The organism is Mesorhizobium ciceri biovar biserrulae, from assembly GCF_001618845.1.
GTDB lineage: Bacteria > Pseudomonadota > Alphaproteobacteria > Rhizobiales > Rhizobiaceae > Mesorhizobium > Mesorhizobium ciceri.
On sequence record NZ_CP015064.1, the window covers coordinates 3,628,705 to 3,646,857 of the forward strand.

General features: G+C 62.7%; 18 protein-coding genes and 1 riboswitch. Of the genes, 3 read left to right on the top strand and 15 right to left on the bottom strand.

Annotated elements, in window-relative coordinates:
* Positions 1 to 12 precede the first annotated feature (12 nt).
* From A4R29_RS16965 to A4R29_RS17035, 15 genes are all read right to left on the bottom strand, one after another.
* Positions 13 to 1,518 carry an NADH-quinone oxidoreductase subunit M gene (locus tag A4R29_RS16965; RefSeq protein WP_024501357.1) on the bottom strand — a complete coding sequence of 502 codons (1,506 nt, stop codon included), beginning with the start codon at positions 1,516 to 1,518 and terminating at the stop codon, positions 13 to 15.
* Positions 1,518 to 3,491, bottom strand: a complete 1,974-nt coding sequence (gene nuoL / locus A4R29_RS16970) for an NADH-quinone oxidoreductase subunit L (protein WP_063172415.1) — start codon at positions 3,489 to 3,491, stop codon at positions 1,518 to 1,520. Before nuoL ends, A4R29_RS16965 begins: the two co-directional genes overlap by 1 nt.
* Positions 3,492 to 3,501: 10 nt before the next feature.
* Positions 3,502 to 3,810 (bottom strand): NADH-quinone oxidoreductase subunit NuoK, encoded by a 309-nt coding sequence (gene nuoK / locus A4R29_RS16975; RefSeq protein WP_010910101.1) that lies wholly within the window; start codon positions 3,808 to 3,810, stop codon positions 3,502 to 3,504.
* Position 3,811: 1 nt separating this feature from the next.
* Positions 3,812 to 4,432 carry an NADH-quinone oxidoreductase subunit J gene (locus tag A4R29_RS16980; RefSeq protein ID WP_063172416.1) on the bottom strand — a complete coding sequence of 207 codons (621 nt, stop codon included), beginning with the start codon at positions 4,430 to 4,432 and terminating at the stop codon, positions 3,812 to 3,814.
* Positions 4,433 to 4,554: 122 nt separating this feature from the next.
* Positions 4,555 to 5,046 (bottom strand): NADH-quinone oxidoreductase subunit NuoI, encoded by a 492-nt coding sequence (gene nuoI / locus A4R29_RS16985; protein WP_013531098.1) that lies wholly within the window; start codon positions 5,044 to 5,046, stop codon positions 4,555 to 4,557.
* Positions 5,046 to 6,089 carry an NADH-quinone oxidoreductase subunit NuoH gene (nuoH, locus tag A4R29_RS16990; protein ID WP_013531097.1) on the bottom strand — a complete coding sequence of 348 codons (1,044 nt, stop codon included), beginning with the start codon at positions 6,087 to 6,089 and terminating at the stop codon, positions 5,046 to 5,048. Before nuoH ends, nuoI begins: the two co-directional genes overlap by 1 nt.
* Positions 6,090 to 6,091: 2 nt before the next feature.
* The gene (gene nuoG, locus A4R29_RS16995; protein WP_063172417.1) at positions 6,092 to 8,173 is read right to left on the bottom strand and encodes an NADH-quinone oxidoreductase subunit NuoG; all 2,082 of its coding nucleotides are present in this window, start codon (positions 8,171 to 8,173) and stop codon (positions 6,092 to 6,094) included.
* Between the two features lie 73 nt (positions 8,174 to 8,246).
* Complete coding sequence (locus tag A4R29_RS17000; protein ID WP_063172418.1) at positions 8,247 to 8,936, bottom strand: NADH-ubiquinone dehydrogenase; 690 nt, start codon at positions 8,934 to 8,936, stop codon at positions 8,247 to 8,249.
* Between the two features lie 70 nt (positions 8,937 to 9,006).
* Positions 9,007 to 10,311 carry an NADH-quinone oxidoreductase subunit NuoF gene (gene nuoF, locus A4R29_RS17005; RefSeq protein WP_063172419.1) on the bottom strand — a complete coding sequence of 435 codons (1,305 nt, stop codon included), beginning with the start codon at positions 10,309 to 10,311 and terminating at the stop codon, positions 9,007 to 9,009.
* Between the two features lie 10 nt (positions 10,312 to 10,321).
* Entirely contained in the window at positions 10,322 to 11,602 is a 1,281-nt protein-coding gene (locus A4R29_RS17010; protein WP_063172420.1) for an NADH-quinone oxidoreductase subunit E, read from the bottom strand.
* Positions 11,603 to 12,793 carry an NADH-quinone oxidoreductase subunit D gene (locus A4R29_RS17015; protein ID WP_024501361.1) on the bottom strand — a complete coding sequence of 397 codons (1,191 nt, stop codon included), beginning with the start codon at positions 12,791 to 12,793 and terminating at the stop codon, positions 11,603 to 11,605.
* Positions 12,794 to 13,396 carry an NADH-quinone oxidoreductase subunit C gene (locus tag A4R29_RS17020; RefSeq protein WP_063172421.1) on the bottom strand — a complete coding sequence of 201 codons (603 nt, stop codon included), beginning with the start codon at positions 13,394 to 13,396 and terminating at the stop codon, positions 12,794 to 12,796.
* Complete coding sequence (locus tag A4R29_RS17025) at positions 13,393 to 13,935, bottom strand: hypothetical protein (protein ID WP_063172422.1); 543 nt, start codon at positions 13,933 to 13,935, stop codon at positions 13,393 to 13,395. Before A4R29_RS17025 ends, A4R29_RS17020 begins: the two co-directional genes overlap by 4 nt.
* 5 nt (positions 13,936 to 13,940) lie before the next feature.
* Complete coding sequence (locus A4R29_RS17030; protein ID WP_013531090.1) at positions 13,941 to 14,522, bottom strand: NuoB/complex I 20 kDa subunit family protein; 582 nt, start codon at positions 14,520 to 14,522, stop codon at positions 13,941 to 13,943.
* Positions 14,513 to 14,878 (bottom strand): NADH-quinone oxidoreductase subunit A, encoded by a 366-nt coding sequence (locus A4R29_RS17035; protein WP_010910112.1) that lies wholly within the window; start codon positions 14,876 to 14,878, stop codon positions 14,513 to 14,515. The genes A4R29_RS17030 and A4R29_RS17035 overlap by 10 nt, the downstream gene beginning before the upstream one ends.
* A gap of 331 nt (positions 14,879 to 15,209) precedes the next feature.
* Here A4R29_RS17035 and A4R29_RS17040 point away from each other — a divergent pair, with 331 nt between their 5' ends.
* The 3 genes from A4R29_RS17040 (at position 15,210) to cobW (ending at position 18,151) form a co-directional block, all read left to right on the top strand.
* Entirely contained in the window at positions 15,210 to 16,409 is a 1,200-nt protein-coding gene (locus A4R29_RS17040) for a winged helix-turn-helix domain-containing protein (RefSeq protein WP_063172423.1), read from the top strand.
* A gap of 30 nt (positions 16,410 to 16,439) precedes the next feature.
* A riboswitch (cobalamin riboswitch) is annotated at positions 16,440 to 16,643 on the top strand.
* Positions 16,644 to 16,682: 39 nt separating this feature from the next.
* Positions 16,683 to 17,111, top strand: coding sequence for a DUF1636 family protein (locus A4R29_RS17045; RefSeq protein ID WP_013531088.1), 429 nt, complete (start codon positions 16,683 to 16,685; stop codon positions 17,109 to 17,111).
* 2 nt (positions 17,112 to 17,113) lie between these two features.
* Complete coding sequence (gene cobW, locus A4R29_RS17050) at positions 17,114 to 18,151, top strand: cobalamin biosynthesis protein CobW (RefSeq protein ID WP_063172424.1); 1,038 nt, start codon at positions 17,114 to 17,116, stop codon at positions 18,149 to 18,151.
* The last annotated feature ends 2 nt before the right edge of the window (positions 18,152 to 18,153 follow it).

The following is an 18,153-nucleotide window of genomic DNA, read 5'->3' on the forward strand; positions in this document are numbered from 1 at the left end:
CAAAACCTCTGGTCAGTTCGCCGCCGCGGTCTGCGCGGCGCCGATGGATGCAGTGACATTGGTGACGAGCGACTTGACCGATTGGGCCGTCGCGTCGAAGACCGGGGCGGGATAGACGCCGAAGAAGATGACCAGCACGACCAGCGGGTAGATGATCACCTTCTCGCGCGGCGACAGGTCGAGCAGTCCCTTAAGGCTCTCCTTGGTCAGTGCGCCGAAGATCACCCGGCGGTAGAGCCAGAGCGCGTAGGCGGCCGACAGGATGACGCCGGTGGCGGCGAAGAACGCCACCCATGTGTTGACCCGGAACACGCCGAGCATGGTCAGGAACTCGCCGACGAAGCCGCTGGTACCGGGCAGGCCGACATTGGCCATGGTGAAGATCAGGAACACCGTGGCGTATTTCGGCATGTTGTTGACCAGCCCGCCATAGGCCGCGATCTCACGAGTGTGCATGCGGTCGTAGATGACGCCGACGCACAGGAACAGCGCGCCGGAGACGAGGCCGTGGCTGAGCATCTGGAAGATCGCGCCCTGCACGCCTTCCTGGTTCATGGCGAAGATGCCCATGGTGACGAAGCCCATATGAGCAACCGACGAATAGGCGATCAGCTTCTTCATGTCCTCCTGCATCAGCGCCACCAGCGAGGTGTAGATGATGGCGACGACGGACAGAGCGAAGACCAGCGGCGCGAACATTTCCGAAGCCAGCGGGAACATCGGCAAGGAGAAGCGCAGGAAGCCGTACCCGCCCATTTTCAACAGGATGCCGGCCAGGATGACGGAGCCCGCCGTCGGCGCCTCGACGTGCGCGTCGGGCAGCCAGGTGTGCACCGGCCACATCGGCATCTTCACCGCGAAGGAGGCGAAGAAGGCAAGCCATAGCCAGGTCTGCATGTTGGCCGGGAAGTTGTGGGTCAGCAGCGTCGGGATGTCGGTTGTTCCGGACTGGAAGAACATCGCCATGATGGCGAGCAGCATCAGCACCGAACCGGCGAGCGTGTAGAGGAAGAACTTGAACGAGGCGTAGACGCGCCGCTTGCCGCCCCAGACGCCGATGATGATGAACATCGGGATCAGGCCGGCTTCGAAGAAGACGTAGAACAGCACGATGTCCAGCGCGCAGAACACGCCGATCATCAGCGTTTCGAGCAGCAGGAAGGCAATCATGTAGGCCTTGACGCGCTTCTCGATCGATTCCCACGAGGCCAGGATGCAGAGCGGCATCAGGAAGGTCGTCAGGATGACGAACAGCATCGAGATGCCGTCGACGCCCATATGGTAGGAAATGCCGGAATCGAGCCAGGCGACCTTCTCGACGAACTGGAAGCCGGACTGCGAATTGTCGAATCCGGTCCAGATGAACAGCGAGATGATGAACGTGAAAGTCGTCGTCAACAGCGCGATGGCGCGGATGTTGCGGCGTGCATTTTCGCTGTCGTCATTGATGAACAGGATAAGCAGCACACCAACCAGCGGCAGGAAGGTGACCAGCGAGAGGATTGGCCAGGCGGTCATCAGAGCATCATCCAGGTGACGAGTGCGGCAACGCCGATCAGCATGGCGAAGGCGTAGTGGTAGAGATAGCCGGTCTGCAGCTTGACGACGCGGTTGGTGACATCGACGACGCGCGCCGAAATACCGTCGGGGCCGAGGCCGTCGATGACGGTGCCGTCGCCGGTCTTCCACAGGAAGTGGCCGAGGCGCTTGGCGGGCCGCACGAACAGGAAGTCGTAGAGCTCGTCGAAATACCACTTGTTGAGCAGGAAGGCGTAGAGCCCGCGATGCTGCGCGGCCAGGTTGACCGGCATTTCCGGCGAGCGGATGTAGAATTTCCAGGCCAGCGCGAAGCCGATCAGCATGGCGATAAAGGGCGACAGTTCGACCCACAGCGGCAATTCGTGGATGTCGTGCAGGATGTGATTGTCAGGCAGTGTGAACAGCGATGCCTTCCAGAACTCGGCATAGCCCTCGCCGATGAAGACGTTGTGGAAGATGACGCCGGCAAACAGCGCACCCGCGGCCAGGATGAACAGCGGCACCAGCATCACCGGCGGCGATTCATGGACATGGTGCATCACCTCATGGCTCGCCCGCGGCTTGCCGTGGAAGGTCATGAAGATCAGCCGCCAGGAGTAGAAGGAGGTGAAACAGGCGGCGATGACCAAAAGCACGAAGGCCATGCCGGCAACCGAATTGTGGCCGGCAAAGGCGCTCTCGATGATGGCGTCCTTGGAAAAGAAGCCGGCGGTGCCGATGACCGTCACCGGAATGCCGACGCCGGTCAGCGCCAGCGTGCCGATCACCATCATCCAGTAGGTGGTCGGGATCAGTTTCCTGAGGCCGCCCATATTGCGCATGTCCTGCTCGTCGGACACGGCGTGGATGACCGAGCCCGAGCCGAGGAACAGCAGCGCCTTGAAGAAGGCATGCGTGAACAGGTGGAAGATCGCCGCGCCATAGGCGCCGACGCCGAGCGCCACGAACATGTAACCGAGCTGCGAGCAGGTCGAATAGGCGATGACGCGCTTGATGTCGTTCTGGACGAGACCGACGGTGGCCGCGAAGAAGGCCGTGAAGGCACCGATGAAGGTCACGACCGTCAGCGCCGAATGCGACAGTTCGAACAGCGGCGACAACCGCGCCAGCATGAACACGCCCGCCGTCACCATGGTGGCGGCATGGATCAGGGCCGAAACCGGCGTCGGGCCTTCCATGGCGTCCGGCAGCCAGGTGTGCAGCGGCACTTGCGCCGACTTGCCCATGGCGCCCATGAACAGGAGCAGGCAGACGATCGTCATGGCCGCCTGCTTGTCCAGCGCATGGCCAAGGAAAGTCAGCACCGCGGCACCCTGCGGTGCACCTTCGGCCGGGATGAACGTCGCCGCATTGGCGAAGATAGTGCCCAGATTGACCGAGCCGAACAGCACGAACACGCCGAAGATGCCGAGCGCGAAGCCGAAATCGCCGACGCGGTTGACGACAAAGGCCTTGATTGCCGCGGCATTGGCCGACGGCTTCTTGTACCAGAAGCCGATCAGCAGATAGGACGCCAGCCCCACCCCTTCCCAGCCGAAAAACATCTGCACGAGGTTGTCCGCCGTCACCAGCATCAGCATGGCGAAGGTGAACAGCGACAGATAAGCGAAGAAGCGCGGCCGGTTCGGATCGTGGTGCATGTAGCCGATCGAATAGATGTGGACCAGCGCCGACACGGTGTTGACCACCACCAGCATGACCACCGTCAGCGTGTCGATCCGGAGCGCCCAGGACGCTTCCAGCCCACCCGACTGTATCCAGCGCAGCACGGGCACGGTGAACACCTCGCCATGGCCGAAACCGACGGTGAAGAACGCGACCCACGACAGCACGGCCGCGATCACCAGGAAACCCGAGGTGATGTATTCGGACGCCTTGGCGCCGAGCGACGTGCCGAACAGGCCGACGATCAGGAAGCCGAGCAGGGGAAGGAAGACGATGGCCTGATACATGGTGGTTCCGTCAACCCTTCATCATGTTCACGTCTTCGACCGCGATCGAGCCGCGGTTGCGGAAGAAGACGACGAGAATGGCAAGTCCGATGGCGGCTTCGGCCGCCGCGACCGTCAGCACGAACAGCGCGAACACCTGGCCGACCAGATCGCCCAGTGCTGCCGAAAAGGCGACGAAATTGATGTTGACCGCCAGCAGGATCAGCTCGACCGACATCAGGATGACGATGACGTTCTTGCGGTTCAGGAAGATGCCGAACACGCCGAGCGTGAACAGAACAGCCGATACGGTCAGATAATGTGCGATGCCGACAACCATCTCAGAGTCCCTCGCCTGTCTTGACCTTGCGGATTTCCATGCCGGTCGCCGGTGTGCGGCCGACCTGGGCTGCGATCGACTGCCGCTTGACGCCTGGCTTGTGGCGCAGCGTCAGCACGATGGCGCCGATCATGGCGACCAGCAGCACGAGGCCCGAAATCTGGAAATAGTAGAGGTAGTCGGTATAGAGGATGTCGCCGAGCGCGGCGGTATTGGTCCGCGCGGCAAGATCCGGAATGGGCTTGGAGACCGTCGAAGCGAGCTGCGGCGCGAAGGTGTAGCCGCCGAGAACCACGATCAGCTCCGCCGCCAGGATCAGCCCGACCAGCGCGCCGATCGGCGCATATTGCAGGGCGCCGCTCTTCAGTTCGGCGAAATCGACGTCGAGCATCATGACGACGAACAGGAACAGAACCATCACCGCGCCGACATAGACGACGAGCAGGATCATCGCCAGGAACTCGGCGCCGGTCAGCATGAACAGGCCGGCGGCGTTGAAGAAGGTCAGGATCAGGAACAGCACCGAATGCACGGGGTTGCGCGACGAAATGACCATGAACGCCGATGCCACCGCGACAAAGGCGAAGAGGTAGAAAAAGGCCGCCTCTAGTCCACTCAACATTGGGGATCCCCCGGGTTCCTGTACAAACAGGACAACCGTCCTGTTTCGATGTTTGCCGCCTCAGGCCGCAAGTTTCGTTGTGTCCTTAGACGAGGCCCCTCGCCCCGTCCATGCGTCAAATATCAGCGGTAGGGCGAGTCCAGCGAGATGTTGCGCGCCAGCTCGCGCTCCCACCGGTCGCCATTCGCCAACAGTCTGTCCTTGTCGTAGTAGAGTTCCTCGCGCGTCTCCGTCGCGAACTCGAAATTCGGCCCCTCGACAATGGCGTCGACCGGGCAGGCTTCCTGGCAGAAGCCGCAATAGATGCACTTCACCATGTCGATGTCGTAGCGCACCGTGCGGCGGGTGCCGTCGTTGCGGCGCGGGCCGGCCTCGATGGTGATGGCCTGCGCCGGGCAGATCGCCTCGCACAATTTGCAGGCGATGCAGCGTTCCTCGCCATTGGGATAGCGGCGCAACGCATGCTCGCCGCGGAAGCGCGGGCTGGTTGGCCCCTTCTCGTGCGGATAGTTGATCGTCTCCTTCGGCGCGAAGAACTGGCGCATCGACAGGAAGAAGGCGCTGACGAAATCCTGCAGCAGCAGCGATTTGGCGGCTTGGGAAAGAGCGGACATCACGCAAACCCCGTGATCTTGAGGAAGGCCGCGGTGGCGACCACCATGAACAGCGAGATCGGCAGGAACACTTTCCAGCCAAGCCGCATCAATTGGTCGTAGCGGTAGCGCGGCACGAAGGCCTTCACCATGGAGATGCCGAAGAACACGAAGCAGACTTTCAGCACGAACCAGATGACGCCCGGCACCCAGGTGAACGGCGCGAAGTCGAACGGAGGCAGCCAGCCGCCGAGGAACAGGATGGTGGCCAGCGCGCACATCAGCACGATGGCGACATACTCGCCGAGGAAGAACAAAAGGAACGGGGTCGACGAATATTCGACCATGTGGCCGGCGACCAGTTCCGATTCGGCTTCGACCAGATCGAAGGGCGGGCGGTTCGTCTCGGCCAGCGCCGAGATGAAGAAGATGATGAACATCGGGAACAGCGCCAGCCAGTTCCAGTCGAGGAAGGTGTTGGGCAGGCCAAGCCGCGTACCAATTCCATCATGCTGCGACAGCACGATATCGGTGAGGTTGAGCGAGCCGGCGGTGAGCAGAACGGTGACGATGACGAAGCCGATCGAGACTTCGTAGGACACCATCTGCGCGGCCGAGCGCAGCGCGCCGAGGAACGGATATTTCGAGTTCGACGCCCAGCCGCCCATGATCACGCCGTAGACCTCGAGCGAGGAGATGGCGAAGACATAGAGGATGCCGACATTGACGTTGGCGATTGCCCAGCCGTGGCTGACCGGGATGACCGCCCAGGCCGAGATCGCCAGCACGGCCGACACCAGCGGCGCCAAAAGAAACACGCCCTTGTTGGCGCCGGACGGGATGACCGGCTCCTTGAAGACGAACTTCAACAGATCGGCGAAAGCCTGCAGCGTGCCCCAGGGGCCGACGACGTTCGGGCCACGGCGCAATTGCACCGCCGCCCAGATCTTGCGGTCGGCGTAGAGGATGTAGGCGACGAAGATCAAAAGAACGACGATCAGCACGACTGACTTCAACAGGATCAGCAGCGCCGGCAGCACGTAGAAGGAGAAGAAAGTGTCCATGCTTATTCCGCCGCCTGCTTGAAGCCGCTCTTGGCCAGTGCCGAGCATTCCGCCATCACGGCCGATGCCCGCGCGATCGGGTTGGTCAGGTAGAAATCCTTCACCGGCGAGGTGAAGGTGCCCTTGTTCAGCCGTCCGCCGAGCTTCGCCACCTCGGCGATATCCTCGGCGTTGCCGGCCGCGACCTGGTCGATACGGGCCAGATGCGGGTATTCGCCATAAAGCTTGGCGCGCAGCTGCGGCAGCGAATCGAACGGCAGTTTCTTGCCCAGCACATCCGACAGCGCCCGCAGGATCGCCCAGTCCTCGCGCGCCTCGCCCGGCGCGAAGCCGGCGCGGTTGGTCTGCTGCACCCGCCCTTCGGTGTTGACATAGGTGGCCGATTTTTCCGTGTAGGCGGCCGCCGGCAGGATGACATTGGCGCGGTGCGCGCCTTGGTCGCCATGCGTGCCGATATAGACGACGAAGGCGCCGCCGGTCTTGGCCATGTCGATCTCGTCGGCGCCGAGCAGGAACAAGAGCTCCATTTCGCCCAGCATGCCGGCAACGTTTCTGCCGCCCTCGCCCGGTACGAAGCCGAGATCGAGACCGCCGACGCGCCCGGCCGCATTGTGCAGCACGGCAAAGCCGTTCCAGTCTGCGCGAGCAGCGTTGACGGCGGCCGCGAGCTTGGCCGCCTGGCCGAGCACGGCCGCGCCATCGGCACGCGCCAGCGCGCCCTGTCCCACGATGATCAGCGGGTGTGTCGCCTTCTTCAGCGTCTGGAAGAACTTGCCGTTTCCGTCAGCCAAATCCTTCAGCGAATCCGGCCCGGCGCCCAGCTGTTCGTAATCGTAGCGGGTATCGCCGACATCGCCGATGACGCCGACCGGCAGATTGCCGGTCCGCCAGCGCTTGCGGATGCGAGCATTGAGCACCGAGGCTTCATAACGTGGGTTGGCGCCGATGATCAGCACCGCATCGGCCTGCTCGATGCCTTCGATGGTCGGGTTGAAGATGTAGCTCGCACGGCCGAGCGCCGGGTCGAGTGCGGCGCCATCCTGGCGGCAATCGGTGTTCTTCGAGCCGAGCGAAGCCATCAGCAGCTTGAGCGCATAGGTTTCTTCGACAGCGGCGAGATCGCCCGATATGGCGCCGATCTTTTCGGGCGCCGTCTTCGACACCGCATCCTTGATCGCGGCGAAGGCCTCGGCCCAGCTGGCGGCAACCAGCCTGCCCTCCTTGCGCACATAGGGGCGGTCGAGACGCTGCGTGCGCAGGCCGTCCCAGATGAAGCGGGTCTTGTCGGAGATCCACTCCTCGTTCACCGCCTCGTTGACGCGCGGCAGGATGCGCATCACTTCGCGGCCCCGGCTATCGACGCGGATCGCCGAGCCGACCGCATCCATCACGTCGATGGATTCGGTCTTGGTCAGCTCCCACGGCCGCGCCTGGAAGGCGAATGGCTTCGAGGTCAGCGCGCCGACCGGGCAAAGGTCGATGACATTGCCCTGCAGCTCCGAGGTCATCGCCTGTTCGAGATAGGTGGTGATCTCGGCATCCTCGCCACGGCCGATCAGGCCCAGTTCGGAAATGCCGGCGACTTCGGTGGTGAAGCGGACGCAGCGCGTGCAGTGGATGCAGCGGTTCATCACCGTCTTCACCAGCGGTCCGATGTATTTGTCTTCGACCGCGCGCTTGTTCTCGTGATAGCGCGAGGAATCGACGCCGAAGGCCATCGCCTGGTCCTGCAGGTCGCATTCGCCGCCCTGGTCGCAGATCGGGCAATCCAGCGGATGGTTGATCAGCAGGAACTCCATCACGCCTTCCCTGGCCTTCTTGACCATCGGCGTGTTGGTGAAGATTTCCGGTGCCTCGCCATTCGGGCCGGGACGCAGGTCGCGCACGTTCATGGCGCAGGAGGCCTGCGGCTTGGGCGGCCCGCCCTTCACCTCGATCAGGCACATGCGGCAATTGCCGGCGATCGACAGCCGCTCATGGAAGCAGAAGCGCGGCACTTCCGCGCCAGCGTCTTCCGCCGCCTGCAGCAGCGTGTAGTGGTCGGGTACAGTGATCTCTTTCCCGTCGACCTTGAGCTTTGCCATTCGCCTCAAACCCCTGCGGAGTTCCCGCAATCTCTTTTTCCGGACGCGGTCGAGACCACGTCGGGCACTTCATTCACTTCTTGACGGCGAGCGCCGCCGCTTGAGCTGTCCAATCGTCGCGGCCGATGCGGCCGCCGAGCGACAGATAGTCCTCGACCCAGGCAACCTCTTGCGGCGTCCATGCCGCGATCTGGGCATACGTCCAGATGCCGAGGCCGTTGAGAACCTTTTCCAGCTTGGGCCCGATGCCCGATATCGCCTTGAGATCCGCCGGTTTCGCCGGCTTCTCCACGGCCTTGGGCTGCCTGAAATCCTCGGGCAACAGCGCATCGCCGACGCCGCTTGTTGCTGGAGCGGCGTTTGCGGCCGGCACGGCAGTTGCGGCTTCCTTGGCGGCAATATCGGTGACCTCCCTGGCGAAGGACTGCGCCTCGGCGATCATGGTTTTCGCGGTTGCCCGTGCCTTGGTGGAGGAAGGACTCGGTTCATCGAACTGCGCGACGCGCGCCTCGAAATCATCGACGATCGGCTGCAACAGCCGCTGCGAGGCTTCTGCCGCGCCTGAAAACGCGCCCAGCCAGACGCCGAAAGCATGATTGGCAAGCCCGAGGCCAAGCGCCGACATCGCCGCCGCACCCGCCACAGGATGCACGAAAAGGTTGACGGCACTGGCCATCTCCTTCGGCATCATCCTGGTCAAGTCCTGGTTCATCTGCTCGATCTGGTCCAAATTGGGCATCAGCGGGTTCGAATACGGCGCCATAGAGTTCTCCTGGTCGTTTCGTCGTTCGCCCCGCCCTTCGCTGCGGACTTTCGTCCGCGTAAACGTTCTTCTATTCCGCCGCCACCATCACAGGCTCGGCCCGGTGCGCATTGCGCGAAAACTCGTCGATGCGCCGCTCCACTTCGCCGCGGAAATGCCGCATCAGGCCCTGGATCGGCCATGCCGCCGCGTCGCCCAGCGCGCAGATCGTATGGCCTTCGATCTGCTTGGTGACGTCGAGCAGCATATCGATCTCGCGCTTCTGCGCCTCGCCGCGCACCAGCCGTTCCATCACCCGCCACATCCAGCCGGTGCCTTCGCGGCATGGCGTGCACTGGCCGCAGCTCTCGTGCTTGTAGAAGTAGGAAAGCCGCGCGATCGCCTTCACGACATCGGTCGACTTGTCCATGACGATGACAGCCGCGGTTCCAAGGCCGGATTTGAGATCGCGCAGCGCGTCGAAATCCATCGCCGCGTCGATGATCTGCTCGGCCGGCACCAACGGCACCGAAGCGCCGCCCGGTATGACCGCCAAAAGATTGTCCCAGCCGCCGCGAATGCCGCCGCAATGCGTCTCGATCAGTTCGCGGAACGGGATCGACATCGCCTCTTCGACCGTGCACGGATTGTTGACGTGGCCGGAGATGCAGAACAGCTTGGTGCCGACATTGTTCGGCCGGCCGAAGGACGAGAACCAGGCCGCGCCGCGGCGCAGGATGGTCGGCGCAACCGCGATCGATTCGACATTGTTGACCGTGGTCGGGCAGCCATAGAGGCCGACATTGGCCGGGAATGGCGGCTTCAGCCGCGGCTGGCCCTTCTTGCCTTCGAGGCTTTCGAGGAGCGCTGTCTCCTCGCCGCAGATATAGGCGCCGGCGCCGTGGTGCATGTAGATGTCGAAATCGTAGCCGGACGTGTTGTTCTTGCCGATCAGCTTGGCCTCATAGGCCTCCTCGATCGCGCGCTGCAGCGCCTCGCGCTCGCGGATGAACTCGCCGCGCACATAGATGTAGGCGGCAACCGCACCCATGGCGAAACCGGCAAGCAGCGCGCCCTCGACCAGCGTGTGCGGGTCGTTGCGCAGGATGTCGCGGTCCTTGCAGGTGCCGGGCTCGGATTCGTCGGCGTTGATCACGAGATAGCTCGGCCGGCCATCGCTCTGCTTGGGCATGAACGACCATTTGAGGCCGGTCGGGAAGCCGGCGCCGCCACGGCCGCGCAGGCCCGACGCCTTCATCTCGTTGACGATCCACTCGCGGCCCTTGGCGACGATGCCGGGCGTGTTATCCCAGGCGCCGCGCGCCATCGCGCCGGCCAAGGACTTGTCGAACAGGCCGTAGATATTGGTGAAGATGCGGTCTTTATCCCCGAGCATTTTTCGTCCCTCAGACCGGCTTCTTGCCGAAGACGCGGATGTATTCGGCGACGCCACCCTTGGCGAGCGCCTTGGCCTGCTTGACCCAGTCGTCGCGATCGATGCGGCCCTGGAAAGAGAGATAGCCATCCACCCACTCGCGTTCGGCCTTCTTCCACGACGCGACCTGCGCGAAGGTAAAGATGCCCAGCGTATGCAGGATGCCCTCGATCTTGGGGCCGACGCCGGAGATCAGTTTGAGGTCATCGACCTGTGCCGGCCTGTCGATGCCGGCCGGGCGGTTCTTGTCCCCGAGCGACGGTTTGGCCGGCTTGGCGGCCGGTACCTTGACCTCTGGCGCCTTGAAGGCGGAGGCCGGCTCGGCCTTGGTGATGGGGCCACTGCGCTGCTTGGAAACCTGCTCGACTTTGGAGTCTGCCTTGTTGGCATTGGCGGCCGAATGCAGTGGAGCGGCAACACTCGCCGCCTTTTCAACCGCCGGCGCGACCTTGGTTTTTGAAGGCGTCTTCAACGCCGGGCTGGTTTCAGGGGCGTCGGTCTTCGGCTTGCTGGTGTTGGACGGTGCGACAGGGGCCGCGGCCGGCGCCGGCACCGGCGCTGCGACGATCGCGTCAGGTGCCGCCCTGGCGGCCTTGGCCGCCTCCCTGGCTTCCCTGTCGCGGGTCGACTTGAGGATCGCCTTTTCGCTCTTCAGCGTGGTGAGGCCGGAGGCCGGCTCCGAGCCGGTGCGGCCATTCTGCGGCCCCGGTTCCACCGCAGCACCCTTGCCGGCGTCATAGAGATCGATGATTTCAGCCAGGCGTTCCGGCGTCAGATCCTCGAACGTGTCCTTGAAGATCATCACCATCGGCGCGTTGACGCAGGCACCGAGGCATTCCACCTCTTCCCAAGACAAGGTTCCCTTGTCGTTGGTGTGGAACTGGTCGTGATGGATTTTGGAGCGGCAGACATCCATCAGCGCTTCCGAACCGCGCAGCATGCAGGGCGTGGTGCCGCAGACCTGGATGTGCGCACGCGTGCCGACCGGATTCAACTGGTACTGCGTGTAGAAGGTCGCGACTTCCAGCCCGCGGATGCGCGGCATGCCGAGCATGTCGGAGATCGTCTCGATCGCCGCTTTCGTCACCCAGCCTTCCTGCTCCTGTGCTATCATCAGAAGCGGGATGATGGCCGACTGTTCACGGCCCTTCGGGTACTTCTTGATCCATTGCTTCGCAGCCGCGGCATTCGCCCGGTTGAAGACGAAGGATGCTGGCTGGACGCTGGCTTCTGCGAGACGGCGGACTGACATTTAGCGATCGACCTCACCAAACACGATGTCGAGGGAGCCGAGAACGGCGGTGACGTCGGCCAGCATGTGGCCGCGGCAGAGGAAATCCATCGCCTGCAGATGCGCGAAACCCGGCGCGCGCAGCTTGCAGCGGTAGGGCTTGTTGGAGCCGTCGGAGACCAGATAGACGCCGAATTCGCCCTTCGGCGCCTCGACGGCGGCGTAAACCTCGCCGGCCGGCACGCGATAACCCTCGGTGTAGAGCTTGAAGTGATGGATCAGCGCTTCCATCGAGCGCTTCATCGCCTGGCGCTTGGGCGGCACCACCTTGCCATCGAGGTTCGACACCGGGCCGGTGCTCTCCTTGCCGAGCAAAAGGTCGACGCACTGGCGCATGATCTTCGCCGACTGGCGCATTTCTTCCATGCGTACGAGGTAGCGGTCGAAGCAGTCGCCGTTCTTGCCGATCGGAATGTCGAAATCCATCTCCGAATAGCATTCATAGGGTTGCGACTTGCGCAGATCCCAGGCTGCACCCGAGCCACGCACCATCACGCCCGAAAAACCCCAGGCCCAGGCATCCGCCAGCGAGACGATGCCGATATCGACATTGCGCTGCTTGAAGATGCGGTTGCCGGTCAGCAGCCGGTCGAGGTCGTCGATCGACTTCAGGAACGGGTCGATCCACTTGCCGATGTCCTCGACCAGTTGACGCGGCAGGTCCTGATGGACGCCGCCGGGCCGAAAATAAGCGGCATGCATGCGCGAACCGGAGGCGCGCTCATAGAACACCATCAGCTTTTCGCGTTCGACGAAGCCCCACAGCGGCGGCGTCAGCGCACCGACGTCCATCGCCTGCGTCGTCACATTGAGGATATGCGACATGATGCGGCCGATCTCGCTGTAGAGAACGCGGATCACCTGGCCGCGCTTCGGCACCTCGATGCCGAGCAGACGCTCGGCGGCCAGCGCAAAGGCATGTTCCTGGTTCATCGGCGCGCAATAGTCGAGCCGGTCGAGATAGGGCACCGCCTGCAGGTAGGTTTTGGCTTCGATCAGCTTTTCGGTACCGCGATGCAGCAGTCCGATATGCGGATCGACGCGGTCGACGACTTCGCCGTCCAGCTCCAGCACAAGGCGCAAAACGCCGTGCGCCGCCGGGTGTTGTGGGCCGAAATTGATGTTGAAGTTGCGGACGGAGGTTTCAGCCATTTACTGCTTTGCCTTCTCGTCACCCGGCAGCACGTAATCCGTACCTTCCCACGGGGACAGAAAATCGAAATTGCGGAATTCCTGCTTGAGCTCGACCGGCTCATAGATAACGCGCTTGGCCTCGTCGTCGTAGCGCACCTCGACGAAGCCGGTCAGCGGGAAATCCTTGCGCAAGGGATGGCCTTCGAAGCCATAGTCGGTCAGCAGGCGGCGCAGGTCGGGATGGCCGGAGAACAAAACGCCGTAGAGATCGTAGGTCTCGCGCTCGAACCAGTCGGCGCCGGGATAGACGCCGGTGATCGACGGCACCATGGTTTCCTCGTCGGCCTGCACCTTGACGCGGACGCGCACATTCTGCTTCGGCGACAACAGGTGATAGACGACGTCGAAACGCTTGGCCCGCGACGGATAGTCGGCGCCGCAGACATCGATGATCGAGATGAACTGGCAGCGCGCATCGTCGCGCAGGAAGGTCATCACCTCGACCAGATCGCGCGGCTCGACATGGACGGTGAGCTCGCCATAGGCAAGCACCGCTTCACTGAAGCGGCCAGGCAGCTTCTCGCCGAGATAGGTCGACAGTTCGCTCAGGGATGCGGTCATGACAACCTCGCCAACCAGCCTATAACATTGCGCGAGTACACTGGATCTTTCTCACCGAACCAAGCGCACTCTCTGGCAGTGTCAAGGGCCAAAAAAACCTGACATTCATTGTCGTCGCCTGGCTCCCCAAAAAACAACTTTCCGACAAGCGGCCGGGCTTCAAGATTTGCCGGGTCGCCATTCAGCGCAACGCACTCCACAAACAATTTTTCGCTTGCCGCGCCGTTGGCGGACGAGCCCTCGCAGGAAACCTTGGCCGACATTTCTGCAACCAGATTTTTAGTTCGATCACCGAGCGACCGCAGTCTCACGTCACCATAATAAAAAACAGATCGAGGGTCGCCTGTGAGCTTGGCCTCCCAGTCATTCAATAAGATGTCGATACCGAGACCAGCATCCCCAAATTTTGTATCAGTTAAGAACTCGGAAGAATAAAACCGCTTCCCCGATTCGTATACGTCAAATCGTTGATCCAAGGTTTTGAACGTTAACCCCAGCCAAGGCTCAGGGTTGCCATAAATAATCTGCTCTTTACCCATGACGACTACCGTTCGATCGTGCCGGTGCGGCGGATCTTCTTCTGCAGGAGAAGAATGCCGTAGAGCAGCGCTTCGGCGCTCGGCGGACAGCCGGGCACATAGATGTCGACCGGCACGATGCGGTCGCAGCCGCGCACCACCGAATAGGAATAGTGGTAATAGCCGCCGCCATTGGCGCAGGAGCCCATCGAGATGACGTAGCGCGGCTCCGGCATCTGGTCGTAGACCTTGCGCAGCGCCGGCGCCATCTTGTTGGTCAGCGTGCCGGCGACGATCATGATGTCGGACTGGCGCGGAGACGCGCGTGGCGCGACACCGAACCGCTCCGAATCATAGCGCGGCATCGAGGTGTGGATCATCTCGACCGCGCAGCAGGCGAGGCCGAACGTCATGAACATCAGCGACCCGCTGCGCGCCCAGGTGATGAGCGCCTCGGTCGAAGTGACCAGAAAGCCCTTGTCGGCCAACTCGTTGTTGATCTCGAGGAAGAAGGGATCGTCCTCCCCCACCGGCCTGCCGGTGTTGGGATCGATGATGCCCTTGGGCTTCGGCGCGACGAGGGTGCCTGAACTGTCGTTCAATCCCATTCCAGCGCTCCTTTTTTCCATTCATAGGCAAAGCCGATGGTCAGCACCGCCAAAAAAACCATCATCGACCAGAAACCGAGCATGCCGATCTTCGAAAACGACACCGCCCACGGAAACAGGAAGGCTACTTCCAGGTCGAAGATGATGAACAGGATCGACACCAGGTAGAAACGGATGTCGAACTTCATGCGGGCGTCGTCGAACGAGTTGAAACCGCACTCGTAGGCGGAAAGCTTTTCGGGATCGGGATTGCGGTAGGCCACCAGGAAGGGCGCGGCCAGCAGCGCCAGGCCGACAACCAGCGCCACGCCTATGAACAGGACGATGGGCAGGTATGAGCTCAAGAGTGCGTTCATGCTCGGCTTTCCGTTGGCGCCAATCCACGTTGATTACAGCACCGGACCCTAATGCGGAAGCGTGACAGTTTAACCGCTGAACCGTTTTAAGGGCCTATGCTGCAACGCGGCGAGGGTTAGCGCAGCACTTCCAGCGAAGCAAGTCAAACCTTGTTCAAAACATCGACCTGGACGGCATATCGCGGCAAACTGGTCCGATCCGCTCCTGTTTGATTTCCTTCGCTTTTTACTCCACTTTTCTCTCTTGACATGGATGCCGCCAAAACCCTGCTAGCATGGGTTGGAATCAACCATTCGACCCTCGGTCAAAACACGTCAAAGTGATACCTGCATGAAGGAAAAGATCTCGCTCCCGATGGCCCGGCGCATCGCCCTTGCCGCCCAAGGATTCCTCGATCCTCGCCCGACCGGCACGCCCGACCGCCGGCATTTTGCCCGCACGCTCTCCCGCACCGGCCTGTTGCAGATCGATTCCGTCAGCGCGGTGGTGCGCGCTCATTATATGCCGCTCTATTCGCGCCTTGGCCCCTACCCGCTCGCTCTGCTCGACAACGCGGCTGTGACGCGCAAGCGCATGGTTTTCGAATATTGGGCGCACGAGGCCTCCTTCCTGCCGGTCGAGACATACCCGCTGATGCGCTGGCGCATGCAGCGCGCCGAGCGGGGCGAGGAAATGTATCTGGGTCTCGCCAAATGGGGCCGCGAGCACGCCGCCTACATCGAAGAGATCTACCGCGAGGTCGCCGAGCGCGGCCCGATCGCCGCTTCCGCGCTGGAGGGCCAGAAAGGTTCGGGCGGCTGGTGGGGCTGGAGCCATGCCAAACACGCCTTCGAATGGCTGTTCTGGGCCGGCCGCATCACCACGGCGCACCGCCGCGGTTTCGAGCGCTTCTATGACCTGCCCGAGCGCGTGCTGCCGCAGGCGATCCTCGATCTGCCGGTGCCGACGCCTGAGGACGCGCACCGCGAATTGCTGCGCATTTCCGCCCGCGCCCACGGCGTGGCGACTTCAAGCGATTTGCGCGATTATTTCCGCCTGTCGCCGGCCGATATGAAAGGCCGGTTGGAGGAACTGGTTGAAACGGGCGAGTTGCTGCCGGTGCGTGTCGAAGGCTGGGACAAGCCGGCCTATCTTCACCGGGACGCCCGTCTGCCGCGCAAAGTCGAGGCCCGCGCCTTGCTGGCACCCTTCGATCCGGTCGTCTTCGAGCGCTCGCGCACCGAGCGGCTGTTCGATTTCCATTACCGCATCGAGATCTACACACCGGCCGACAAGCGGCAGTATGGCTATTATGTCCTGCCGTTCCTGCTCGGCGACAGGATCGTGGCACGCGTCGACCTCAAGGCCGATCGCCCGGCCAGCATACTGCGGGTCCATGCGGCCTATGCCGAGCCCGGTGCGCCGCCTGAAACCGCTGCGGAGCTGTTCGAGGAATTGAAGCAGATGCAAGGTTGGCTCGGGCTCGAACGCATCGAAGTGACGCCTGCCGGGGATTTGGGGCCGGCGCTGGCCGACATAGCCGTGTCGTAAGCTCGCGTTGACACCGCCGCCCGCAAAAGCCTAAATCCGGTTCCAGATGGTCCCTTGCCCGCAACGGCAAGGGCTAAGAGGGAATGCGGTGCGGGGCAAAATCCCAAATCCGCGGCTGTCCCCGCAACTGTAAGCGAAGAGCCAAGGCCGAAAACCACTGGGAATTCCCGGGAAGGCGGCTACCCAAGGCGATGACTCGCGAGCCAGGAGACCTGCCGTCTGCGACTGTAGAATCCGATCGCCCGGCGGGTTTCCGGGCAAGGAGCCCGATCTTTGGACCACGACAGCAGTTTTTCGGCTGGCACAGCGGATATTTCGTCCGGCCATGATGATGCCTTGGCCGGCGTCACCATCATCGTCTGCGGCTCCTGCCGCAATGAGACCGGCTCCGACGCTCATCCCCGCGCCGGCGAGTTGCTGACGGACGACACGCGCCGCGCCGCCGCTGGCGACGATATCCGCATCCGCAGCGTCGAATGCCTTGGCAATTGCAAGCGGCGCCTCAGCGCCGCGATCCTGCGCGACGGCTGCTGGAGCTATGTCTTCGGCGACCTGACCGCGACCAGCGGCGCCGACCTCGTGACAGGCGCAAAGCTCTTCGCCACCTCGAAAGATGGCCTGATCCCGTGGCGTGGCCGCCCCGATAGCCTCAAGCGCGGCCTCGTGGCCCGCATTCCACCCATCGACATGCTGAAGGATTGACCATGACCACTTCCGTATCCCGCGTTCCCTGCACCGTCGTCACTGGCTTCCTCGGCGCCGGCAAGACGACGCTGGTCCGCCATCTCCTGGAAAACGCCGGCGGCAAGCGCATCGCCATCATCGTCAACGAATTCGGCGACATCGGCATCGATGGCGAGATCCTCAAGGGATGCGGTATCGACACCTGCCCCGAGGAAAACATCGTCGAACTGGCCAATGGCTGTATCTGCTGCACTGTCGCCGATGATTTCGTCCCGGCGCTCGACCAAATCCTGTCGCTGACGCCGAGGGTCGACCATATCCTGATCGAAACCTCGGGCCTGGCACTGCCCAAGCCGCTGGTCCAGGCCTTTCAGTGGCCCAGCGTGAAAAGCCGGGTGACCGTCGATGGCGTCATCGCCGTGGTCGACGGACCGGCATTGGCCGAAGGCCGCGTCGCCAACGACATGGAGGCCCTCCAGGCGCAGCGCGCCGGGGACGAGACGCTCGACCACGACGATCCGGTGGAAGAAGTGTTCGAGGACCAGATCGCCTGCGCCGACCTGATCATCCTGTCGAAGAGCGACCTGATGGACGCCGCCGGCACCGCCCGCGCCAATGCCATCGTTGGCGAACACTCCGCCCGCGCAGTGAAGATTGTGCCGACCTCGCATGGCAAGGTCGATCCCTCCGTGCTGCTCGGGCTCGGTCTCGCCGTCGAGGACGACATCGAAAACCGCAAGTCCCATCATGACGGCGCATTCGACCACGAGCATGACGACTTCGACACGTTCATCGTCGACATTGCCTCGATCGCCAATCCGGACGAGCTGGCAAAGCGCGTCGCCACCGTCGCCGAAGAAGAGAACGTGCTGCGCGTAAAAGGCTTCGTCGAGGTCGGCGGCAAGCCGATGCGGCTCTTGCTGCAGGCCGTCGGGCCGCGCGTCAATCATTACTATGACCGCGCCTGGACCGCGCAGGACGACCGCCGCTCGCGCCTCGTCGTCATCGGCCTGAAAGGGCTGAACCGCCCGGCGATCGAGCGTATACTCGCCGGCTGATT